This window comes from Ruegeria sp. AB6 (assembly GCF_056542685.1).
In genome coordinates, this window is record NZ_JBQGAD010000006.1 from 242,316 (window position 1) to 263,797 (window position 21,482).

The 21,482-nt window shown below is 59.1% G+C and carries 20 protein-coding genes and 1 tRNA gene; 10 read left to right on the forward strand and 11 right to left on the reverse strand.

The features are described 5' to 3' along the window. The first annotated feature begins 13 nt into the window (after window positions 1-13). The 5 genes from ACR0DB_RS14480 to ACR0DB_RS14500 all read left to right on the forward strand — a co-directional run bounded on the left by ACR0DB_RS14480 (window position 14) and on the right by ACR0DB_RS14500 (window position 7,616). Window positions 14-2,695, forward strand: coding sequence for an arsenate reductase (azurin) large subunit (locus ACR0DB_RS14480; protein ID WP_480551807.1), 2,682 nt, complete (start codon window positions 14-16; stop codon window positions 2,693-2,695). Window positions 2,696-2,839: 144 nt separating this feature from the next. Further along, window positions 2,840-5,044: a HEAT repeat domain-containing protein gene (locus ACR0DB_RS14485; protein WP_480551809.1), complete on the forward strand. Its 2,205-nt coding sequence runs from the start codon at window positions 2,840-2,842 to the stop codon at window positions 5,042-5,044. A 17-nt stretch (window positions 5,045-5,061) separates the two neighbouring features. Further along, a complete protein-coding gene (locus tag ACR0DB_RS14490; RefSeq protein ID WP_480551811.1) occupies window positions 5,062-5,544 on the forward strand; it encodes a plastocyanin/azurin family copper-binding protein in 483 nt (160 codons plus the stop codon). Then, window positions 5,537-6,781, forward strand: coding sequence for a molybdopterin molybdotransferase MoeA (locus tag ACR0DB_RS14495; RefSeq protein WP_480551813.1), 1,245 nt, complete (start codon window positions 5,537-5,539; stop codon window positions 6,779-6,781). Before ACR0DB_RS14490 ends, ACR0DB_RS14495 begins: the two co-directional genes overlap by 8 nt. A 109-nt stretch (window positions 6,782-6,890) precedes the next feature. Further along, window positions 6,891-7,616 (forward strand): response regulator, encoded by a 726-nt coding sequence (locus tag ACR0DB_RS14500; protein ID WP_480551815.1) that lies wholly within the window; start codon window positions 6,891-6,893, stop codon window positions 7,614-7,616. Here ACR0DB_RS14500 and ACR0DB_RS14505 read toward each other — a convergent pair. The 7 genes from ACR0DB_RS14505 to ACR0DB_RS14535 form a co-directional block, all read right to left on the reverse strand. Continuing rightward, window positions 7,613-8,131, reverse strand: a complete 519-nt coding sequence (locus ACR0DB_RS14505; protein WP_480551817.1) for an N-acetyltransferase family protein — start codon at window positions 8,129-8,131, stop codon at window positions 7,613-7,615. The two genes, ACR0DB_RS14500 and ACR0DB_RS14505, sit on opposite strands and share 4 nt — an antisense overlap. Further along, window positions 8,128-8,682, reverse strand: coding sequence for a helix-turn-helix domain-containing protein (locus ACR0DB_RS14510; RefSeq protein ID WP_480551819.1), 555 nt, complete (start codon window positions 8,680-8,682; stop codon window positions 8,128-8,130). The genes ACR0DB_RS14505 and ACR0DB_RS14510 overlap by 4 nt, the downstream gene beginning before the upstream one ends. A gap of 114 nt (window positions 8,683-8,796) precedes the next feature. Next, entirely contained in the window at window positions 8,797-9,813 is a 1,017-nt protein-coding gene (locus ACR0DB_RS14515; RefSeq protein WP_480551821.1) for an extracellular solute-binding protein, read from the reverse strand. Window positions 9,814-10,003: 190 nt separating this feature from the next. After that, window positions 10,004-10,384 (reverse strand): hypothetical protein, encoded by a 381-nt coding sequence (locus ACR0DB_RS14520; RefSeq protein WP_170775504.1) that lies wholly within the window; start codon window positions 10,382-10,384, stop codon window positions 10,004-10,006. Between the two features lie 78 nt (window positions 10,385-10,462). Next, on the reverse strand, window positions 10,463-10,864 hold the full coding sequence (locus ACR0DB_RS14525; RefSeq protein WP_170775506.1) for a DM13 domain-containing protein: 402 nt from the start codon (window positions 10,862-10,864) through the stop codon (window positions 10,463-10,465). A 321-nt stretch (window positions 10,865-11,185) separates the two neighbouring features. Next, window positions 11,186-11,311, reverse strand: coding sequence for a type B 50S ribosomal protein L36 (gene ykgO, locus ACR0DB_RS14530; RefSeq protein ID WP_005648635.1), 126 nt, complete (start codon window positions 11,309-11,311; stop codon window positions 11,186-11,188). A 90-nt stretch (window positions 11,312-11,401) separates the two neighbouring features. After that, a tRNA-Val gene (locus ACR0DB_RS14535) sits at window positions 11,402-11,476 on the reverse strand. 148 nt (window positions 11,477-11,624) lie between these two features. Here ACR0DB_RS14535 and ACR0DB_RS14540 point away from each other — a divergent pair. After that, window positions 11,625-12,485: an N-formylglutamate amidohydrolase gene (locus ACR0DB_RS14540; protein ID WP_170787480.1), complete on the forward strand. Its 861-nt coding sequence runs from the start codon at window positions 11,625-11,627 to the stop codon at window positions 12,483-12,485. Window positions 12,486-12,487: 2 nt separating this feature from the next. Here ACR0DB_RS14540 and ACR0DB_RS14545 read toward each other — a convergent pair whose 3' ends face one another. Then, on the reverse strand, window positions 12,488-13,741 hold the full coding sequence (locus tag ACR0DB_RS14545) for a DNA polymerase IV (RefSeq protein WP_480551823.1): 1,254 nt from the start codon (window positions 13,739-13,741) through the stop codon (window positions 12,488-12,490). A 358-nt stretch (window positions 13,742-14,099) separates the two neighbouring features. Then, the gene (pyrF, locus tag ACR0DB_RS14550; RefSeq protein WP_170790495.1) at window positions 14,100-14,804 is read right to left on the reverse strand and encodes an orotidine-5'-phosphate decarboxylase; all 705 of its coding nucleotides are present in this window, start codon (window positions 14,802-14,804) and stop codon (window positions 14,100-14,102) included. A 144-nt stretch (window positions 14,805-14,948) separates the two neighbouring features. Between pyrF and ACR0DB_RS14555 the strand changes: the two genes are divergently transcribed. Further along, on the forward strand, window positions 14,949-15,269 hold the full coding sequence (locus ACR0DB_RS14555; RefSeq protein WP_480551825.1) for a hypothetical protein: 321 nt from the start codon (window positions 14,949-14,951) through the stop codon (window positions 15,267-15,269). Window positions 15,270-15,396: 127 nt separating this feature from the next. Next, a complete protein-coding gene (clpB, locus tag ACR0DB_RS14560) occupies window positions 15,397-18,015 on the forward strand; it encodes an ATP-dependent chaperone ClpB (RefSeq protein ID WP_170790497.1) in 2,619 nt (872 codons plus the stop codon). An 82-nt stretch (window positions 18,016-18,097) separates the two neighbouring features. Here clpB and ACR0DB_RS14565 read toward each other — a convergent pair whose 3' ends face one another. Together ACR0DB_RS14565 and ACR0DB_RS14570 are read right to left on the reverse strand one after the other, a co-directional pair. Next, window positions 18,098-18,913, reverse strand: coding sequence for a cyclase family protein (locus ACR0DB_RS14565; RefSeq protein ID WP_170775517.1), 816 nt, complete (start codon window positions 18,911-18,913; stop codon window positions 18,098-18,100). Window positions 18,914-19,158: 245 nt separating this feature from the next. After that, window positions 19,159-19,350 carry a hypothetical protein gene (locus ACR0DB_RS14570; protein WP_170775519.1) on the reverse strand — a complete coding sequence of 64 codons (192 nt, stop codon included), beginning with the start codon at window positions 19,348-19,350 and terminating at the stop codon, window positions 19,159-19,161. 331 nt (window positions 19,351-19,681) lie between these two features. Between ACR0DB_RS14570 and msrP the strand changes: the two genes are divergently transcribed. Next, a complete protein-coding gene (msrP, locus tag ACR0DB_RS14575; protein ID WP_480551828.1) occupies window positions 19,682-20,593 on the forward strand; it encodes a protein-methionine-sulfoxide reductase catalytic subunit MsrP in 912 nt (303 codons plus the stop codon). A gap of 4 nt (window positions 20,594-20,597) precedes the next feature. Then, complete coding sequence (gene msrQ, locus ACR0DB_RS14580) at window positions 20,598-21,212, forward strand: protein-methionine-sulfoxide reductase heme-binding subunit MsrQ (protein WP_480551830.1); 615 nt, start codon at window positions 20,598-20,600, stop codon at window positions 21,210-21,212. The last annotated feature ends 270 nt before the right edge of the window (window positions 21,213-21,482 follow it).

Here is a 21,482-nt window from a genome sequence, read left to right on the forward strand (position 1 = left end):
GGGAAACGGAATCATGGCAACCCCGTATTACGTACCCGAAACCAACGTCCCGCTGCCGCCCAAAGGCGCCGAGGTCATCTCGACCGCCTGCGACTATTGCATCGTGGCCTGTGGCTACAAAGTCTACCGCTGGCCGGTGACGGCCAAACCCGGTGGCCCCACTGCAGACGAAAACGCATTTGGCGAGGATTTCCCCGTTGCACCGCTGGGTGCCTGGGTCGCGCCGAACCAGCACAATATCGTTCTGCACAAAGGTCAGCCGCACCATGTGGTGATCATTCCTGACAAGGACACGCAATACGTCAACACCGACGGCGACAGCTCCTTGCGGGGCGGGTGTATCGCGCAGAAGTGCTATAACCCGCAGACACCGACACGTGACCGTCTGAAGACACCGCTGATGCGGATCTATGGCACGCTGATGCCGGTTCCGTGGGATCTGGCGCTGGATGTGGCAGCCGAGGTGGGCAACCACGTCATCGCCAAACACGGCACCAATGCCTATGGCGTGAAAACCTTCAGCTATCAGTATATCGAGAACACCTATGCGATCTCGAAATACGCGCTGCGCCACATCAACACCGCGAACTTCACCTTCCACGACACGCCGTCCGACGTGACCTCGACCCCCGGTTTCCGGGATGCGGGTTTCGACAACTTCGGCCCGTCCTACGAGGACTGGCGCGATGCGGAAACCCTTCTGGTTTGCGGTACTGACCCGTATGAGACCAAGACCATCCTCTATACCCAGTGGATGATGAAGGGGATGCAGAACGGTCAGAAAGAGATTTATCTGATCCCGCGCAGCTCGGCCGGTGTGGCCCATGCGGTCAAGATGGGCGGCCTGCACATCGACGTTCTGCCTGGTACTGACCTGCTGGTCGTCAACGCCATTGCCCGCGTCATCGTGGAAAATGGCTGGGAAGACAGCGACTGGATCAAGAAATGGGTCAACAACAAGTGGGAAAGCTCATCCGGCTTCGGTCAGGGCACCCGGAACACGCCATGGCAGTGGCGTACGACCTGGGGCAAGTTCCAGACCAAAGGCTTTGAAGACTGGAAAGAGTGGCTGCTGTCGCAGGACGAGTTCTCGCCTGAAAATGCTGCCGCCATGGCTGAAATCGACGTGCAGAAAATCTATACTGCCGCCGAATGGCTGGCCAAACCCAAGGCGGATGGCACACGGCCCAAAACCTCGGTCATGATCGAGAAAGGGTTCTACTGGTCCAACAACACCGGCAACACACAGGCGATTTCCGCGCTGGGCATCATCTGTGGCTGTGGCGGTCGTCCGGGTCAAGTCATTGGCCGGGCCGGTGGTCACCAGCGGGGCGGCGTGAAGGGCGGGAAATACCCGCGCAACAAATCGCCCGAGAAACTGCCCGGTCGCCGTCGCCGCGCCATGGATACCGACCGGTATCTGATCGCAGGTCATACCCGTATGGCACACGTGATCGGCACCACCTGGATCCAGTCCATGTGCGGCAGCCAGCAACTGGCCGACAAGTTCGAGGAACTGACCGTCCGCAACCCACATCAGATCGCCTCTTTCGACAAGCAAGAGATGATCGACACGCTGAAGGCCCGCGCCGACAGCGGCGGTATGGTGGTGATCAACCAAGACATCTATCTGCAGGACCCGATCGGCAACCGCTACGCCGACATCGTGTTCCCGGCAGCAACCTGGGGCGAAGAGGACTTTTTGCGCGCCAATGGCGAACGCCGCCTGCGTCTGTATCAGAAGTTCTATGATGCCCCCGGTGCGGCGAAACCGGACTGGTGGATCATTGCGCAACTTGCACAGCGGATGGGCTTTGACGGGTTCGACTGGCAGAACTCGAACGAGGTCGCGGAAGAGGCCGTGCGCTTTACCCGCGGGTCGCGAAAGGACTTCCATGCGGTGCATCGTCTGGCCAAGCAAGAGGGCAAGACCCTGCACCAGAAGGTCCGTGAGTTTGGCACTGATGGGGTTCAATGCCCGGTCATGCTGGATACCGATGGGGTCACGCTGATTGAAACCAAGCGTCTGCACGACACAACCCGCGAACTGCCCGATACCGGTGCGGCTGGCGCGGATGTGTTCAACAAGAAGCTGACGCATTTCAACAGCCAGACCGGCAAGTGCAACATCCAGAAATCGCCTTGGGGCCTGTTCTCGGACTATTGGGAATGGCTGAAACCCAACAAGGAAGAAGGCGAGCTGTGGGCCACATCCGGCCGGATCAACGAACGCTGGCAGTCCGGCTTTGACGACCGCCGCCGCCCGTATATCGTGCAGCGCTGGCCGGAAAACTGGGTTGAGATTCACCCCGACGATGCAGCCGAGCGTGGCATCGAAAGCGGCGACTATGTGATGGTCTATTCGGAACGCGTTCCGGGTAACAAGCACACGCTGCTGGGTGTGGAAGGCGACGACTTCCAGTTCTCGAAACTGATGGAGAACGGGCATATCGAACTGACCAAAGCGGCGATCACAGCCGTGGCCATGGTCACGCCCGCCATCAAGAAAAGCGTGGTCTACATGGACTTCCTGCACATGCAGCAGCCCGCGAACGCGCTTGAGGGCCGGATCGTCGACTGGATCAGTGGCAACTACAACTACAAGATGGGCGTTGCCAAGCTGCGGAAACTGGGGCCGAGCCCCTACAAGACCTCGTTCCGCACGATGTCCTTTGCGCCGCGCGACATCGCCTGACGTGTTTCCGGGGGGCGGTCGCCATGCTGCCCCTCGGGTCTGGTCCCACTGCAGAAGGGACCACCTGGAAGGCAGGTATCGGTTGGGACACCTGCCTTCCCCTTTCACCCAACCTTTCCCAACGCAAAACATGGCAGACCCGATATGAACATACATTCCGATACCGCCCTGCGAGATGAGGCCACCATCCTGTTCTCGGACTACGCAAAATCCGACTATGACGTGATCCGCCTGCGCGCAATTCAGGCCCTGAGTGCCATTGGCGCCGCCAACAGCCCGGCCTTGGTCGAGGCGCTTTTGGACGATGACGAAGACGTCCGCCAGGACGCAGCCCAGGCACTGGGCGCGCTGGGCGTTCAGGACGCAGCACCGCAACTGCTGGAAAACCTGATCCACGATCCCTGTGGCGAGGTCAAACTGGCCTGCGTCACCGCTCTGGCCGAGTTGAAATCCGTAGACGCCGCGCCTTACCTACGCACCCTTGTCGCCGGGCGCGGCGAGGAGATCACATGGGACGAGGACGAGCTGCACCAGGACGAATGGGACGATTGGCTGGACACCCAGATCGCCTCGATCAAAGCGTTGGGCCGGATGGGCGATGTGGCGGCGATCGAACCCATCGTCATGGCCCTGATGGACGAAGACGGGCAGGAACTGGGCGATGTGGCCTGCGAGGCGCTGGGCCGGATTGGTGAGGCTTCCGTGCCGACGCTGGGCGTGTTCACCCAATCCTCGAACCGCCGCCTGCGCCACCGTACCCTGCGCACTCTGGCCACCATCGGCGGGGCCGAAGCCGAAGCGATCCTACGCAAAGCCACCAACGACAAGGACGGGGCCGTGCGTCTGATCGCCTATGAGGCGCTGATGCCAAACGACCCGGAACTGGTCGAACAGGCCCTGACGGATGCGGTCGAAGATATCCGCATAGCAGCGCTGAACCAGTCTGGCTTTTCGGAACCCGAACTGCTGGATCGCATGATGCGTGATCCTGGTGCCAAGGTGCAGCTGGCGCTGCTCGACCGACTGGATCGCACCTCGCCGATTCCCGATCAGGACGATCTGCGCTGGCAGGTGTTGGATTTCCTCGCCACCGGTCAACAGCCCGAAGTGTCCGCACAGGCGCTGGGCCTGCTGGCGGCGCTGGCCCCGGAACTGGTGGCGGATCGGCTGAACGCGCTGTTCTTGGTCGAGGCTGATGACCTCAAGGCCGAGCGCTTGCAATGGGCCATTGTCGATGCGCTGGCGACCTCGCCTCTGCGTGAGGCGGCGGAATGGCTGCAACGTGCGTGCCGGTCTCCGTTCCGGTCGGTGCGGCTCAAGGCGGTGGCATCGCTGGCGATGATCGTCACGGATGCCGATCGTCCACATGTGAACCAGCAGCAAGGGCGCGAGTTGCTGCTGTCCTTTGCTCTGGCCCCGATGCCTGTGGCCGCAGACGAGGAACCCGCAGAGACCCCGCAAACCGACATCGCCGCGCTGGAAGAGGCCGGTCTGGACGTCTCCGAAGGCGGTGAGAACGGCCCGACCTCAAGCCTTGGAGCGATTCTGGGGCATGACGCGATTGCCGCCGAGATGACTCAGGAAGCGCAAGAGGATGAGGTCCAACCCCTCACCCCCCGCGAACAGGCGCTGCTGGCCAAGGCGACCCGCCACCCCAAACGCCGCCGCGTGGCGCTGGACGACGATGCGGATGCGTTGCAGCGCGAAACCCGCATGTCCGCCATCCGCCTGCTGGGCGAGGTCAAAGGGATGCAGGTCATGCTGGCCCAGATCGCCCAAGACCCGGAAACCGAGATCGCGCAGCAGGCGTTTGCCGCGCTGGGCGTGGCCGTCGCTCGCCATGGTGCGGAATTGGATCAAGACCAGCTGGTCGATTTGATCACCAAGGGGTTGTCGCACACAGATTCCGCCCTGTCCCAGCAGGCGCTGAAGCTGCTGCAACAGGCTGATCTGCCACCGCAGGATAGCTTGCGCGGCAAACTGCGTGCGATGGTGAAAACCGGCGATACTGCTTTCCGCATCGACGCGATGCATATCCTGACCCGATGGGATGGCACCCCAGACGTGGCGCGTAGCCTGCTGGATGATATCTCGGCCCCCGTGCGGCAGGCGGCCATGCGGCTCTTGTCGGAAACCGCGCCCGATCAGGCGGGGGCGGCCATCGTGCCCTTCCTGTTGGCCAACCCCGAGCAGCGGATTGTGACCTATGTCAAGGACAGCACCCCTGCGATCGTATCCATTGGCCGCGAACTGCTGGCCGAGCTGCGCGACGAAGACCGACGCGCGCAATGGCCGGTGATGATCAGCGCGCTGGCTGACCTGCTGGGAGAACCCTCACAGGCGGCCTGAAAGGCCCGGAGGGACAGATGACATCATCGCTGAAACTAGGTGCAGCGATATTGGCAGGCGCACTGGCTGTTGCGCCTGCTTGGGCCGAGGATATCCCCGAAATCGCTGTGGTCCACCAGATCATCGACCCGAATGCCGATACCCCGGCCCATGCGTTTAGGTTTGAACCCAAGCTGTTGCATGTCCAAGCGGGCGCGACGGTGCGGTTCAAAGGATCGACAGGGCGTCACACGGTCACGTCAATCCTTCGCATGATCCCTGTGGGTGCCCGCGCGTTCGAGATCCGGGGAAAACCCGAATTGGACCTGACCTTCGACAAAGAAGGCGTCTACGGCATCCGCTGCCGCGTGCATGGCCGTCACGGAATGGTCATGCTGCTGGTGGTCGGCGACCCCGACGCGAACCTTGAGGAGGCCAAGGCCCATCTGTCCGAGCTGGGCGAGGCCGAGCGGGCAGGTTTCGAAGAACTCTTTGCTGAAATGGAGGCTCAAAATGGCTGATGGATGCGCCTGCGACCGCCACGCCCATATGTACTTGACTGTTGAGGATGCGCTGCGGCGTGGTCTGTCGGTGGCCGATCCACTGACGGATACCGAAACCCTGCCGCTGATCGACGCCATTGGGCGCGTTCTGGCGCAAGATTGTACCAGCAAGGTGGATATGCCCGCCTTCGACAATTCGGCCATGGATGGCTACGCAGTGCGGACATGTGATCTGGGCAACGGCCCGTTGTTCGAGCTGCCGCTTGCTGGGCGAATCGCGGCGGGAGACAGCGGCGCGCACGACGCGCCTGCGGGCAGCGCCCTGCGGATATTCACTGGTGCGCCGGTTCCGCCGGATTTCGACGCCGTGGTGATGCAGGAAGATTGCGACGCTCTGATCTACGGTATCCGCTTTTCCCGCCGACCCAAGCCGGGCCAGCATATCCGCCGCGCGGGTGAAGACCTGAAAGCGGACGCGCCTATCCTTCGCCGCGGCTGTGAGATCACCGCGCGCGAGGTCGCCGCGCTGGCCTCGGCCGGATACGGAGAGGTTACGGTTTATCGCAAGCTGAAAGTCGCAATCTTTTCCACCGGTAGCGAATTGAAACAACCCGGCGAGACGTTGGGACCGGGGCAGATTTACAATTCGAACCGCTATATGCTGCGGGCGCTGTTGGACAAACCTTGGATAGCATTGACTGACAAGGGCCCGGTCGAGGACAATCCTGCCAAGCTTGAACAAGTGCTGCGCGAGGCCTGCGACAGTGCCGATCTGATCATCACCACGGGTGGCGTCTCGGTCGGTGACGAAGATCACATGCCCCGTGTGTTCGGGGAAATCGGCGGTCAGGTCGATGTGATGAAAGTGGCGATGAAGCCGGGTAAACCGATCATGTTCGGGCGGCGCGGGAACGCGCTTTATGTGGGTCTGCCGGGTAATCCGGTTTCGGCTTATGTGACATGGCAGATCATCGGATCGCAAATGATGGCCCGCCGTGCCGGACTGCACCATGCCTCGCAAACACCCCAACAGGCCGTTCTGGCCGAACCGCTGCGCCGGCGTGCCGGACGTCAGGAATACCGCCCTGTCACCATCGAGGGCCGGACGCCCGACGGCACGCCACGCCTGCGGCTGATGGCGCCGTCCTACAGTGGCCGGGTGGCGCTGTTGGCGCAGGCAGATGGTCTGGCCGTGATCCCTGCCGAGACAGAGGAATTGTCGGAAGGTCATGGACTTACCTTCCTGAGGTTCTAGTTCCCATCGCCATATGCCAGCGTTCCGCCCCTGCTGGCTTGCATGTGGCGGAACGCTGTGACTTAAACATTGGCGCGCATGCTCAACTCGCCCGCACCGGACTGGAAATATGGTTCAAGAACATATCCTTGTGGTCGACGACGACCCGCAGATCAGGTCTTTCCTGCAACGCTACCTTGAGAAGCAGGGATGTCAGGTCACGTGCGCCGCGGATGGCGATGCGATGGATGCGGTTCTGACCAAGGTCAGCGTCGATCTGATCCTGCTGGATATAGGTCTGCCCGGACGCAACGGTTTTGACATCACGCGCGAGTTGCGGGTGAATTCCAACATCCCCATCATAGTCCTCTCGGGCCGGGATGAGATTTTCGACCGCGTGGTCGGACTGGAATTCGGGGCCGACGACTATATCACCAAACCCTTCGAGGCGCGCGAGGTTCTGGCTCGTATCCGCACCGTTCTGCGCCGGGCAAAGCCCGACGAAAAACTCGCCAATGGCGCGGATGCGCCCTTGATCACGTTCGGGGATTGGGTGCTGAACGTGAACGAACGGACCTTGACCGCAGGCGGCGACGGCGCTGCGGCGGACCTGACCACGACCGAGTTCGACGTGTTGCACGCTTTTGTCTCGAACCCGCATATGGTGTTTTCCCGCGACCAGTTGCTGGACAAGGCGCGCGGACGTGAAACCGTTGTTGGCGATCGCACCATTGACGTCCACGTCATGCGTCTGCGCAAAAAGATCGAACCCGATCCCGCTGCGCCGACCTATATCAAGACCGTGCACGGGATCGGCTACTGCTTTGCGGCGAATGTCCGCAAGACCAACGCTTAGGACAGATCCTTGTACATGTAGGTCGTGGGCTCCAGCAAATCCTCGAACGGGTTGCGGCAATAGTTCGGAATTTCGCCCGCGATCTGAAAGCCGAGGCTTTGATACAACACGCGCGAGGGATCTGAGCTGCGCGTGTCCAGAACCAGCATCGTCCGCCCGATCTGCGCGGCACGCTGCTCCAACGCGATCATCAACGCCCGACCCAGCCCACGCCGACGGGCGTCGGGATGTACCAGCAATTTGGCCACGTCCGCGCGATGAGGCTGGTTTGGCATCAAAGCAGGGGCCAGTTGTACCGTTCCCAGGATGCGCCCGTCCTGCAGCGCGGCGAACAGGTCCAGCGTATTTGCCGCGACGCCGGGCCAGACGTGGTCGTGCCAATAGGCTCGGGCCTGTTCTGGGGGGAAGGGTAAGACAAAGCCGACGCTGGCCCCGTCCTGCACACAGGCGTGCAGAATGTCCGTCAGGTCGCCGAGCGCGCTTTCAAGTTCTGGTTCTGTCAGTCGGGCGATCATATTAGCACCAATAGGTATCGTGCACCGCGCGTGCTTGGCGTTTCAAACCGGGTGGGGCCGGACAGGTGATAGCGCAGGCAGTCCCCGCCCGTCAGGTCGTGTGAGACGTCATCGACGGTCAGGGTCAAGGCGCCGTCCAACATGATCAGGTGGTGCTCCTGCCCTGGTTTCGGCGGCGCGTCATAGCTGATCACCGTTGCGGGTGGCAGGTGGCCCTCAAGGACTTCACCGCTCAGCCCATTGGCGGGGGGTGAGACCGAGCGGCGGGTAAATCCGGTCTCGGGGTCGTGCCATTCCGGTTGCCGTTCAAAAGGTACACGCGGGGCAAAACTGTCTTCGACCATCATCAACAGTCGGGACATCGTTAAGCTGTAAGCAGCGCATAACCGACCAAGCGTTTCGGCCGTCGGGCTGACGTCTCCTTTTTCCATTCGCGACAGGGTGGCGCGGCTGATACCGCTGTGATCTGCCAACTGATCCAGTGACCAACCCCGCGTGCGGCGCAGTTCATTCAGACGGTTGGCTAGTCGATTCGAGAGGTCATCCAGCATGTTTCAAATATGAGAATCATTTCCGTTTGTGAGATATTCGTTTTAAAATAATGTGATGTAAATAGAAAAGAGCGCGGAAAACCGCGCTCTTCCCTCACTCGCCGGATTGAAGGATTATTTCCAGCCGACTTCGTTGAAGATCTTCTGCGCCTCGGGGATGTTCTTGGCAACCTCGGACAAGTTCACCTCATCCGCTTTGAATTCACCCAAAGAGGCGACGTTATCGGCCAGTGCCACGCCTTCGACGGCGGGGAATTCATCATTGCCGTTCGAGAAATACACCTGCGCCTGTTCGCCCGCGAGGTATTCCAGGAATTTCACCGCGTTCTCTTTGTTTGGGGCATGGGCAGCAACACCTGCGCCCGACAGATTCATATGAGCACCTTCCGCGTCTTGTGCGGGGAACTGAATACCGATCATGTCGATATCCGCGCTCAGGCCCTTCACGTCCTTACGCAGCGCGCGGGCAAAGTAGTACGAGTTCGAAACGGCAATCTCGCATTCACCCGAAACGATCCCGCGCAGCTGGTCGGTATCGCCGCCCTGCGGGTCACGCGCCATGTTGGCGACAACGCCTTCGGCCCAGGTCTTGGCTGCCTCGGCACCATGGTTGGTGATGATCGAGGCCAGCAGCGTCTGGTTATAGGTGTTACTGGACGACCGGATGCAGATCAGACTTTTGTATTCGGGTTTGGCCAGATCCAGATAGCTGGCGGGCGGGGTTGCCACGTCGGCCTTATCAAAGAAAATGATCCGCGCGCGCTGCGAGAAACCGTACCACTGATTGTCTTCGTCTTGCAGGTTGGCCGGGATGCGATCTTCCAGAACCGCGCTGTCGATGGCTTGCAGGATGCCTGCATTCTTGGCGCGCGCTAGACGCGAAGTGTCAACGGTCAGCAGGATATCGGCGGGAGAGTTCGCGCCTTCCGCTTCCATACGTGCAATCAATTCGTCGGCCTTGCCTTCGATGCGGTTGATGGTGATGCCTGTGGCCTCTTCAAAATCGGAATAGAGGCGTTCGTCCGTGTCGTAGTGGCGCGAAGAATAAAGGTTCAGCTCTCCCTCGGCAGCAGCAGAGGTGGCAATCAGGGCCGTCAGCGCGACGGCGATACAGGTAGAGGATTTCAGCATCATATGTCCCAACTTTGAATGTCGTGGCGGGTGATAACCCGACTGATTTGGTCAATTAAACGATTCTGACTGGGATGCAAGGAATTCCGACAAAATTAGTTGGTCAAATGGTCGCTGGCAAAGTGCGGCCTGATTCTGATTATTGAGTGTAGTGTTTCGGGCGGGGGCCGGTTTCTATTTCCACAACCCTTTAGATGGATCGCGAGCGCGGAAGGGTAGCTGCCAGAATGATTGCCCAACCGAGGATACCCTGGCCATGCGAGCTGAGGGTGCTCTGATACGAGAAGAGCAGCATCTGCAGCGGTTTAACCGGGTCTCGTAGTGGCCAGATGACCCATTGAAGGGGCAAGTCCGGAATGATCATGCGGTAATACATGTAGTAGATTTGCGGCGAAACCCACACGAACAGCCAAAAGAGGATCATAGCCCCGGACATCCTTGCCCAAAAAGGAAATCGATACAAACCACGCCGGGTCAGATACACCATCAGGACAAACAGAATGAGGCTGAGCAACGCAAGCCCCACCTGTCCCCTTGTCGATAAATCAAAGAAGGAATCCTGACTATACACGTCTACCCTCGGTGACTTGGGCAAAAAGAAATCCGCCCACATGTGCAGGCGGATCTCGAAAAAAAGCGTGTATGTGGCTTAGCTGAGCGGTGCAACTGCCAGAATCACAGTGAACTTTTCGCAGTAGATGTAAAGTTCGTTGTATTTCGAAACGTCGATTCCAGCCGGGATCTTGAACGATGCTTCGCCCTTTTTCACGGTCAGTTTGTCGTGGATCTTCGAACCCTTTGCGTATTTCTCACCATTGCCGAAGCCGATCTTGATATCCGGCGGGTTCTTGTTGGGGTCGAACACATAGTCGCTCTTGAGGGTGACGGTGTCGCCGGATACGGAAACTGTTCCCTTCACCTTATAGCCGCTGCGACCGGAGAGGCTGCCGGTGCGTTCCTTATCCCCGGCGAATGCAGACGGCGTTCCCAGTGCGACTGCGGTAGCGGAAGCCAGCCCCAGTTTCACGAATTGGCGGCGTTTGATTGTCATGGCGAATTTCCTATCTCGTTCAACGACTGCAAGATGCTGCGCAGACTAAGTGGGCGCTGCCAATTCACATCGCGTCGAGGGAATGTGAGCATCTGAAACAAAAACACCCCAATACATCAATAGAACGGCCCGCGGGGTGTGAGAGAACCCGCGAAAAATATAGCTGTATCAAAGGGGTCGCAGAGATGCGGTGTCGCGGCGTTTGGTGTTTCAGCACGCGCGGACGGGAATTGAGCAAAATCACCAATTTCCGAGTTTTCACGCGTCAACAAAAAAACCGCACCCAAAGGCGCGGTTTTTTCAAATCGGTTCGTGCCGTTCTTAGCCCTGGCGAGCTTTGAACTTGCGCTGCGTCTTGTTGATCACGTAGACGCGGCCTTTGCGACGCACAACCCGGCAATCGCGGTGCCGGTTCTTGAGCGAGCGGAGCGAGTTCTTGACCTTCATGGGTCTGTCTCCAATCTGCGGCGCCTTCATCAAGGACGTGGCCAGCGCCTGGGTTAGCGGGTGTCCCGGAAAACCGGAACAGTGAAATCATGGTGGGCGGTACAAGGATCGAACTTGTGACCCCTTCGATGTCAACGAAGTGCTCTACCGCTGAGCTAACCGCCCACTTTCCCTTTGCGTGCCCTGCCCCATAACGAAATGGGGCGCGGATCCCCGCGCCGGTAGCGGGGTCTATAAAAGGAGTCGCAAAGGGGTTCAAGGGGTTTGGTTGAACTATTTTCCAGTCTATGTTCAGTCCGAACAAGGAGTCACCATGCAGAACGCCGCCTATGTACTGGATATGCCCGCCAAGCGCACGTCTTGTGTGGTGTTTTCGTCTCCGCATAGCGGGCGGAACTATCCCGAAAGTTTGCTGAAACGCACGGTTTTGAACCGAAATGCGATTCGGTCCTCGGAAGATGCGTTCGTCGATCAGCTGTTCTCGCCTGTTGCAGATTTCGGGGCACCGCTGATATCGGCCACGAAACCAAGGGCGTATCTGGACCTCAACCGCAGTTCAGAGGAACTGGATCCTGCGCTGATCCAAGGTGCGCGGCGGCAAGGGCACAATCCGCGTGTTGCCTCGGGCCTGGGCGTGATTCCCCGCGTAGTGGCAAATGGGCGCGCGATTTACCGTGGCAAGCTGACGATGGACGAGGCGCGGCTGCGGATCGACACGTGCTGGCGTCCCTACCACGCCCGCCTGAAATCACTTTTGGCCGAATCGCATGCCAAGTTCGGGCAGGCGGTTTTGATTGATTGCCACTCGATGCCGCACGAGGCGGTTGCCATGGCCAGTGGCCCCAAAGCCAAACGGCCGCAAGTTGTGCTCGGCGACCGGTTTGGTGCGTCAGCCTCAACCGAGGTGGTTGACCGGATCGAAGCGGCCTTTGTCGCTGCCGGCCTGACGGTCGTGCGCAACGCTCCGTTTGCGGGGGCCTATGTGACCCAAACCTATGGACGCCCCGCGCGCAACCAACATGCGGTTCAGATCGAGATCGACCGAGCGCTATATATGGATGAAGACCGGATCGAACCTAACGGCAATTTCGCCGAGTTCCGCACACTGTTGCGGCAGGTCATCCGCGATGTCGTCCAGATCGGCGAAGAGCCCCTGCGTCTGGCGGCCGAATAGGATCAGCGCAGCGCCCGTCCTTTCACGATAGCGTCGGTCCCGAAGCGGCGGCGAATTTCGTCCGTGGCACGCTCGGCCTGTGATCTTTGGGCGGCACCAGGATCCAGCAGATCGCCCGAGATATCGGCCTGATGTTCCGGGCACAAATCCGACAGACCACAGCCCAGTAACCGGTATGGCCCCTGTTCCCCGACCTGATCGAACAGCGCGCGCGCCGTGCGATATATACGATCAGCAATCTGGGTTGGGTCCCGCAGGGATACCCGTCGCGTGATGATCTTGTGGTTGGCTCGTTTCAGTTTAAGGGTCACGACCCGCCCCGCTAGCCCTTTGGCCTTGGCCCTGTCGGCGACCTTTTCCGACATGCGCCAAAGATGTCCGTCCAGAATGTCGAGGCTGGCGGTGTCTTCGAAAAAGGTCGTCTCATTGCTGATGGATTTCATAGGTTCATGGGCCGAAACGCGGCGTTTGTCCTGACCGCGGGCCAGATGCCACAGCCGATAGCCCATCGCGCCAAATCTGGCCGTCAACGCCTCCTGATCCCAGCGCAACAGGTCCGAGAAACTGCGAATACCGGCACGGTCCAGCGATTCCTGCGCGGCGGGGCCGATACCCCAGATCAGGCGCACTGGTTTGTCATGCAGAAACTCTGCCGTCTCAGCCCGGCCAATCACTGAAAACCCGCGTGGCTTGTCCAGATCCGAGGCTACCTTGGCCAGAAACTTGTTGTGCGAAAGTCCGATTGACCCGGTCACGCCCAGCTCGTCTTTCATGCGCTTGACCAAACGCGCCAGCATCACCGCCGGTGGCGCTCCGTGCAGGCGTTCGGTGCCAGAGAGGTCCATGAAGGCCTCGTCCAGCGACAGGGGTTCAACGACCGGGGTCAGTTCATCCATCATCTTGCGGATATTGCGCGAAACCTCAGCGTAGACGGACATGCGTGGTTTGATCACCACCGCATCAGGGCAGAGTTGCAACGCCTTGAACATGGGCATGGCCGAGCGCACGCCGCGAATACGGGCCACATAGCACGCCGTGGACACAACCCCGCGCTTACCGCCACCGATGATGACCGGCTTATCGGCCAGTTCTGGGTTGTCCCGTTTTTCGACCGAGGCATAGAAGGCGTCGCAATCCATATGCGCAATTGTCAGGTCGAACAGCTCTGGATGCGACTTGATCCGCGGGCTGCCACACGCGGGGCAGCGCCTGTCATCGGTGACTGTGGTCAGGCAATCTCGGCAAAGACCGGGCATGGATGTCTTCCCGCCTTCAAAGCGATCGGTTCATGAGCGCAACTATACCAACCCCACAGCCACGCAAAAGCCCAAGGCCGGATTTCAGGTGCGATCTGGTGGAAAAGAAGACCCCCCGCGCGTTGCGGGGGGAGGTGACGGACCTCAGGAAGAGACGGTCCGCGGGGAGTATCACAAGACCAGATTCGCTGAAAAACAGAAGTTTCGATAGGATCGAGTTCACACAAGGAAAACAGGCAGTTTTCATGTGTGTTTTCGGGCACAGGGACGATTTGGCGCGGTTTTCATTAAAAGTGACGTTAGGTCAACTGTTTGGCAGCCAGAAACCGGTGTTTTTGACGGTTTCTGACGTCCGCGTTTAGTGCCGTGTCAAGGAATTTAACTCGGCAAGAACCGCTTGGGCGGCGGCTTTCGGGTCCTCTGCCTGATAGATCGGACGACCCACAACGATGTGGTCTGCGCCATCTGCAATAGCGCTGGCCGGGGTAGCGACGCGTTTCTGATCGCCAAGTGCAGCCCCTGCCGGACGGACGCCGGGGGTGACGATCAACCGACCTTCGGCCTGGGGTAGGGCGCGGATCAGCGCAGCCTCTTGCGGGCTGGCGATGACGCCATCTGCCCCGGCCTCAAGCGCCTTGGCTGCGCGTTCCACCACCAGCTCCTGCACATCGCCCGCCTTCAACAAACTGGCGTCCAGATCGTCGCGATTCAGCGAGGTCAGGATGGTTACAGCCAGGATTTTCAGATCCTTGCCCGAGGCGCCCTCTTTCGCGGCGCGCACCACGTGGGGATCGCCATGAACTGTGAGGAAATCCAGATCGAACTGCGCCAACCCACGCACCGCGTTTTCGACCGTGTTGCCGATGTCGAACAGCTTCATGTCCAGAAAAATGCGCTTGCCGTGATCCTGCTTCAGCTCATTGGCCAGCGCCAACCCGCCGCCCGTTAGCATGCCGAGCCCGATCTTATAGAAGGAAACGCTGTCTCCCAACCGCTCGGCCATGGCCAGACCTTGCAGGGCGTTCGGGACATCTAGGGCTACGATCAGGCGGTCGTCGGACATGGGGGTGCTCCGTTTTTTGGCAAACGTCTGCGTCCTAGCGGGTTTGTGGGTCTGTGTCCATGTGGGATGGGTAGGTGATTCAGATCACGGCAGCGCATTCAGACTGTGCTATACTAAGCGCGCATTGAAGGAACGGATTTGCGAATGAAACAACTTGTGCCCGCCGCGTTTGCACTGGTGTTGGCCGGATGTCAGGACATGCCGCTGGAAACCGAGGCTGCCGATACAGTGGTCAGAACGCCCACCAACGAAAACCTGCGTCTGGTGCGAGGGTATCGTTCGACCGATGACGATTGTCAGATCACGGGTGAAACGGCCTTTACCGTCGACTTTCTAGACGATGCGGCGGACCTTGTGTCTTGCCCCGAAGGCGGCAGTGCGGCTCAGTCTCTGGTCGACATGTACGGCGCGCGACAGGTGGCGGAAACGGGGGGCTATGCGGTCTATTCCGTGCCGCGCAGATAGGGGTCGAATATACGCCTCCGCCTCTTGAACCGGGACAGATATTTCCCAGATTGAATGTGAGGCCCAAAACCGACGCGTGCCGCCAGGCGGGCGCATCAAAACAGGGCGCTTGGAAAAGGAGAATAAAATGGACTTGAACAAGTTCACCGAGCGGGCACGGGGTTTCGTGCAAGCGGCGCAGACTATTGCGATGCGGGAAGAGCATCAGCGTCTGACGCCCGAACATTTGCTGAAAGCATTGATGGATGACGATCAGGGGCTGGCCAGCAACCTGATCACGCGGGCCGGTGGTGCGCCCAGCCGTGTGGTGAATGCGCTGGACGCTTCGATGGCGCGCATTCCAAAGGTCAAAGGCGACACAGGTCAGGTCTATCTGGACGGCCAGACCGCAAAGGTTCTTGCCGAGGCCGAAAAGATTGCAACCAAGGCGGGCGACAGTTTTGTCCCTGTCGAACGCATTCTGATGGCGCTGTGCATGGTGAAATCCAAGGCTAAAGAGGCTTTGGAAGATGGTGCCGTGACCGCGCAGAAACTGAATGAGGCGATCAACGATATCCGCAAGGGGCGCACAGCCGATACCGCGTCGGCGGAAGAAGGCTATGACGCACTCAAGAAATATGCGCGCGATCTGACCGAGGCTGCGGCCGAAGGCAAGATCGATCCGATCATTGGGCGGGATGAGGAAATCCGCCGCTCGATGCAGGTTCTGTCGCGTCGAACCAAGAACAACCCGGTTCTGATCGGTGAGCCCGGCGTGGGTAAAACCGCGATCGCCGAGGGCATGGCCCTGCGCATCATTAACGGTGACGTGCCAGAATCGCTGAAGGACAAGAAGCTGCTTGCGCTCGACATGGGAGCGCTGATTGCCGGTGCGAAGTACCGTGGTGAGTTCGAAGAACGCCTCAAGGCCGTGCTGACCGAAGTGACCGAAGCGGCGGGTGAGATCATCTTGTTCATTGATGAGATGCACACGCTGGTCGGCGCTGGTAAATCCGACGGCGCGATGGATGCGGCGAACCTGATCAAGCCAGCGCTTGCGCGGGGTGAGCTGCATTGCATCGGCGCGACCACGCTGGATGAGTACCGCAAATACGTCGAAAAAGACGCGGCCCTTGCGCGCCGGTTCCAGCCCGTAATGGTACAGGAGCCGACGGTCGAGGATACGATCAGCATCCTGCGCGGCATCAAGGAAAAGTACGAGCTTCACCACGGCGTGCGCATCTCAGACTCGGCGTTGGTGTCGGCGGCGACGCTGTCGCATCGCTATATCACCGACCGTTTCTTGCCCGACAAAGCCATCGACCTTGTTGATGAGGCAGCGTCGCGTCTGCGGATGGAGGTGGATTCGAAGCCCGAAGAACTGGACCAGTTGGACCGCCAGATTCTGCAAATGCAGATCGAGGAAGAGGCGCTGAAGCTGGAAGATGACGCGGCCTCGAAGGATCGTCTGGAAACCTTGCAAAAGGATCTGGCCGATTTGCAGGAGAAATCCGCCGAGATGACCGCCCAGTGGCAGGCCGAGCGTGATAAGCTCGCGGGTGCGCGTGATCTGAAAGAACAGCTCGACAAGGCCCGGGCTGATCTTGAGATTGCCAAGCGCGAAGGAAACCTCGCCAAGGCGGGTGAGTTGTCCTATGGCGTTATTCCCCAGCTTGAAAATCAGTTGGCCGACGCTGAGAACAGCGAAAGCAACGCGATGACGGCGGAAGAAACAGTGCGCCCCGAGCAAATCGCTTCGGTCGTTGAACGCTGGACCGGTATCCCGACAGCCAAGATGCTGGAAGGCGAGCGCGAGAAACTGCTGCGGATGGAAGACGACCTGCATTCCCGCGTGATCGGTCAGGATGCCGCCGTCACCGCCGTCGCCAACGCCGTGCGCCGTGCGCGGGCTGGCCTGAATGACGAGAACCGCCCCTTGGGTTCGTTCCTGTTCCTCGGCCCGACCGGTGTGGGTAAGACCGAGCTGACCAAGGCCGTGGCGAACTTTCTGTTCGACGACGACAACGCGATGGTGCGCATCGACATGTCCGAGTTCATGGAGAAGCATGCGGTCGCCCGTCTGATCGGTGCCCCTCCGGGCTATGTAGGGTATGACGAAGGTGGCGTGCTGACCGAGGCCGTGCGGCGCAGGCCCTATCAGGTCGTGCTGTTTGACGAGGTCGAAAAGGCGCACCCGGATGTGTTCAACGTGCTGTTGCAGGTTCTCGATGATGGTGTGCTGACCGATGGTCAGGGCCGCACCGTGGATTTTAAACAGACGCTGATCATCCTGACGTCGAACCTTGGGTCGCAGGCGCTTAGCCAGTTGCCCGAAGGAGCCGACAGTGCGCAGGCGCGGCGGGATGTGATGGATGCGGTCCGAGCCCATTTCCGGCCCGAATTCCTCAACCGTCTGGATGAGACCATCATCTTTGACCGGCTCAAGCGGGCCGACATGGATGGCATCGTCGATATCCAGATGGCACGTCTGCAGAAACGACTGGCCGCCCGCAAGATCGAGCTGGCGCTGGATGATGGTGCCAAGCAATGGTTGGCCGATGAAGGCTATGACCCGGTCTTTGGCGCGCGTCCGCTGAAACGCGTGATCCAACGCGCGCTTCAGAACCCGCTGGCCGAGGCGTTGCTGGCCGGTGAAATCAAGGATGGTGAAACCGTCCCTGTCTCGGCAGGTTCGGATGGCCTGATCATCGGCGACCGCCTGGGCACCTCGGACCGCCCAAGGCCAAATGACGCGGTCGTGCACTGAGACAAAAGGAAGAACCCGCCTTCACGGCGGGTTTTTCTGTTTCGTAGAGCTCTTTCCACTGGCTATCGTTTGACAGAACTTGTCAAACCATCGCAAAAATGCGCGCGGGTCCGCCGGTTCCGCCCGCATGTGTCGGCGCGCCGACGACGAGCGTTGCGCCAGAGGCCGGAATGCGGTCCAGCCCGGCGATATTTTCGATCCCGAAACGACCGGTGGATAACCACGCATAGTGCGTATCAAAGGTTGCCGAGGGGCCGTGGTCCAGTGACAGCGTGTCCGAGGCGATTGAGCGTGCACCAGTTTCCTCGATCAACATCTGTGCCGCCTCGACGTGGAAACCGGGATAGTGCTGTGCCTGCCCGTCAAACCCGCGATAGGCGTCGCTATCGACCTTGGCGGCCCAGCCAGAATACAGGGCCACACAGGCCCCGTCCGGAATATCGCCGTGACTGGCCATCCATGCCTTTAGGTCATCGGGTGTCAGCAGCGTATCTGCGTCCTCAGCCGCGCGGGCGGCAATATCGACCACACATAGTGGGGCGATCAGGTCAGAGACCGGAATTTCATCCACCGACGCCCCATCCGCCGAGAAATGCAGTGGTGCATCGACATGGGTACCGGTATGTTCGTTCACTGTGATCCGCTGAAGATTGAAGCCGTGTTCGCCGAAGCTGTAGATTTGTTCGGCGGAATAGCCCGGCTCTCCGAAATAGGTCGGGAAATCGGGGCTGATCGTGTGGGTCATATCCTCGACCTTGCCATGCCCTGAGGCCATAGCGGCGGGTGCGGTGACCCCTCCGGCGGCAACGGCCACACCCGACGCAGCGGCGGCCTTGAAGAAACTGCGCCGTGAAAGCATTCGGTCCTTGACCGCATTCATTACACAGATGTCACACATATTCGTCTTCTCCCTGTCCAGCGTTAGATCCGGGGCTGATCATTCGAATTTTCAGCGTACCCGGCAATCAGAGTGCAAGGCTGGGAAATGGCCTGTAAAGGCTTAATCTGTTGTATTTAAAATTCATATTATTGAATTAAAAGGATATTTTGGGAGAAACTGGTGGGCTGAAAACGAATAACCCGCCGATGAATGGCGGGTTATTGTGCGAACATCGACGTGTTCGGTTTTTAGATCATGCGTGATCAGGTGCCCGACGGAAGGGCGTTCAGATCCTGAGCGTTGCTTTCGTCCAGGCCAGTGTCGTCGCCGATTTCCTCGCAGGTTACCGGGAATGTTTCATTCGAATCGCAGCCGCTGATGGGATATGTTTCATTCTCAGCGCAGGCAGCGATGAACAGCACCAGCGACAAGCCCGCAAGCATTTTCGTTTTCATGTCTCGTCCTTTCCGATCGTATTCTCGTCGTTTCCCTTGGCGCCAACTGCGATGCCAGCCATATACGGCAGCCTACTCTGTCCCTTCGCGCCCTTAGAAAACTTACGCTTCCGGATTGGGCATTGGCTAGCGGGAATATCAACCTTGACGCTAGGTCTTGTTGGCAAAAACGCTCGAAATCGCGCGAATCTTTACCGTTATCTCTCAATATGAGTTTCCCGAGTGGCGGATACATTACAGCCTCTTCTCCCAATCGTGACGCATGTTGCCTTGGTCCTGTGCTATGAGCGCACTAATTGGACTCTAATACAGAACGATCACGGAGACGCAGATGGCGCATCGCTGGACCAATAATTTGACACGTGCAGACGTTTCCCCTCGGGCGGCGTTTATGAACCGGCGGCAGGTGATGGCCGGGCTTGCAGGTGTCGGCTTGGCAGGGATGGCGCAGAAAGGTGCGGCCGAAGAGGCGGCCGAGGATCTGGTGCCCAACACCTGGGAAGAGATCACGTCTTACAACAACTATTATGAGTTCGGTACGCGCAAGGATGATCCTGCGAAATACGCCCACACGCTGGTAACGGAACCCTGGAGCGTGCAGATCGATGGATTGGTCGACCGTCCCGGCGAATATGATTTCAAGGACATCATGTCTGAGATGACGGTCGAAGAACGCATCTATCGTTTTCGCTGCGTCGAGGCCTGGTCAATGGTGGTGCCCTGGAACGGGTTTGAGCTGGCCGATCTGCTGAACATGGCCGGAGTGCAGGAAGGAGCCAAGTTTGTTGCCTTCGAAACCGCATACCGTCCTGATGAGATGCCCGGCGTGCAATACCCGGTGCTCGATTGGCCCTATCGCGAAGGATTGCGGTTGGATGAGGCGATGCACCCGCTTACGATCATGGCGACAGGCATCTATGATCGTCCAATTCCGAACCAAAACGGCGCACCTCTTCGACTCGTCGTGCCGTGGAAATATGGCTTCAAGTCGATCAAGTCGATTGTTCGGATTACCCTGACGGACGTTGAGCCTCCGACAAGCTGGAACATGGCCAATCCGCGCGAATATGGCTTCTATAGTAATGTGAACCCGAATGTGGATCACCCGCGCTGGTCTCAGGCGTCGGAACGTACCATCGGGGGCGGGCTGTTCTCGAAACGTATTCCGACACTGATGTTCAACGGCTACGAGGCCGAAGTCGCCGGTCTTTACGAAGGCATGGATCTGTCGGAATATTATTAAGCGCATGCAGACCGTGAACCAGATACTCCGCCGAGTGCCTGTTTGGGCTGTCTACCTGCTAGGCCTGATCCCGGCACCGTGGCTGTTCTATCAGGGTCTGACCGGAGGGCTGGGCATTGATCCGATTGAGGCGCTGGAACATCGCTATGGTGAGTTGGCGTTACAGCTGTTGATTGTCGTGCTTGCGGTGTCCCCGTTGCGGCGGTTTTCGGGACTGAACCTGACGAAGTTCCGTCGCGCTTTGGGGGTGCTGACCTTCGTCTATGTTAGTCTGCATCTGTTGGTATGGTTGGTTTTGGATGTGCAACTGCTGAGCCAGATCTGGGCCGACATCCTCAAACGTCCCTATATCACGGTGGGCATGGCCGGATTTCTTCTTCTGCTGCCCCTGGCTGTGACTTCAAATAATCTGTCGGTGCGCCGTTTGGGTCCACGCTGGCGCGTTCTACAACGTCTGGTCTATCCAGCTGCGATTTTGGGCGGGCTGCATTACGTGATGCTGGCGAAAGGGTTCCAGATCGAGCCACTGATCTATCTGAGCGTGATTCTGGGCCTTCTGGCCCTGCGTCTGCCGCTGTCGAACCCACTCAACCGATTCCGACAGGTCGATTCCGCCTGAGTCTGTGGGTAAGCCTGTGCAAAACCTGGGATGCACGTCGAAACGGTGGCCTGGGGTGTTCGTTTTGGGAAGGGAATCTTCGGTAAGTAACTGTAAATATGTTGAAAATTTTTCAAACAGAGTTTTTTCCGATTTTTCAAGATTTTCTGCTTGCGGCTTTCCGGGGTAAACCTTAGAACCCCCTTCACCGGCGCTGCTGAGGCGGTGCTGGGGCGCTGGAGACGGTGCTGACGGACTGGAAAGACGGTTGAGACGCTCAGGATAGACTGG

What these genes read in the sequence shown, in the direction of transcription:
- ACR0DB_RS14480 (WP_480551807.1), top strand. Translation starts at nt 14, where the DNA reads ATGGCAACCCCGTATTACGTACCCGAAACCAACGTCCCGCTGCCGCCC.
- ACR0DB_RS14485 (WP_480551809.1), top strand. Translation starts at nt 2,840, where the DNA reads ATGAACATACATTCCGATACCGCCCTGCGAGATGAGGCCACCATCCTG.
- ACR0DB_RS14490 (WP_480551811.1), top strand. Translation starts at nt 5,062, where the DNA reads ATGACATCATCGCTGAAACTAGGTGCAGCGATATTGGCAGGCGCACTG.
- ACR0DB_RS14495 (WP_480551813.1), top strand. Translation starts at nt 5,537, where the DNA reads ATGGCTGATGGATGCGCCTGCGACCGCCACGCCCATATGTACTTGACT.
- ACR0DB_RS14500 (WP_480551815.1), top strand. Translation starts at nt 6,891, where the DNA reads ATGGTTCAAGAACATATCCTTGTGGTCGACGACGACCCGCAGATCAGG.
- ACR0DB_RS14505 (WP_480551817.1), bottom strand. Translation starts at nt 8,131, where the DNA reads ATGATCGCCCGACTGACAGAACCAGAACTTGAAAGCGCGCTCGGCGAC.
- ACR0DB_RS14510 (WP_480551819.1), bottom strand. Translation starts at nt 8,682, where the DNA reads ATGCTGGATGACCTCTCGAATCGACTAGCCAACCGTCTGAATGAACTG.
- ACR0DB_RS14515 (WP_480551821.1), bottom strand. Translation starts at nt 9,813, where the DNA reads ATGCTGAAATCCTCTACCTGTATCGCCGTCGCGCTGACGGCCCTGATT.
- ACR0DB_RS14525 (WP_170775506.1), bottom strand. Translation starts at nt 10,864, where the DNA reads ATGACAATCAAACGCCGCCAATTCGTGAAACTGGGGCTGGCTTCCGCT.
- ykgO (WP_005648635.1), bottom strand. Translation starts at nt 11,311, where the DNA reads ATGAAGGTCAAGAACTCGCTCCGCTCGCTCAAGAACCGGCACCGCGAT.
- ACR0DB_RS14540 (WP_170787480.1), top strand. Translation starts at nt 11,625, where the DNA reads ATGCAGAACGCCGCCTATGTACTGGATATGCCCGCCAAGCGCACGTCT.
- ACR0DB_RS14545 (WP_480551823.1), bottom strand. Translation starts at nt 13,741, where the DNA reads ATGCCCGGTCTTTGCCGAGATTGCCTGACCACAGTCACCGATGACAGG.
- pyrF (WP_170790495.1), bottom strand. Translation starts at nt 14,804, where the DNA reads ATGTCCGACGACCGCCTGATCGTAGCCCTAGATGTCCCGAACGCCCTG.
- ACR0DB_RS14555 (WP_480551825.1), top strand. Translation starts at nt 14,949, where the DNA reads ATGAAACAACTTGTGCCCGCCGCGTTTGCACTGGTGTTGGCCGGATGT.
- clpB (WP_170790497.1), top strand. Translation starts at nt 15,397, where the DNA reads ATGGACTTGAACAAGTTCACCGAGCGGGCACGGGGTTTCGTGCAAGCG.
- ACR0DB_RS14565 (WP_170775517.1), bottom strand. Translation starts at nt 18,913, where the DNA reads ATGTGTGACATCTGTGTAATGAATGCGGTCAAGGACCGAATGCTTTCA.
- ACR0DB_RS14570 (WP_170775519.1), bottom strand. Translation starts at nt 19,350, where the DNA reads ATGAAAACGAAAATGCTTGCGGGCTTGTCGCTGGTGCTGTTCATCGCT.
- msrP (WP_480551828.1), top strand. Translation starts at nt 19,682, where the DNA reads ATGGCGCATCGCTGGACCAATAATTTGACACGTGCAGACGTTTCCCCT.
- msrQ (WP_480551830.1), top strand. Translation starts at nt 20,598, where the DNA reads ATGCAGACCGTGAACCAGATACTCCGCCGAGTGCCTGTTTGGGCTGTC.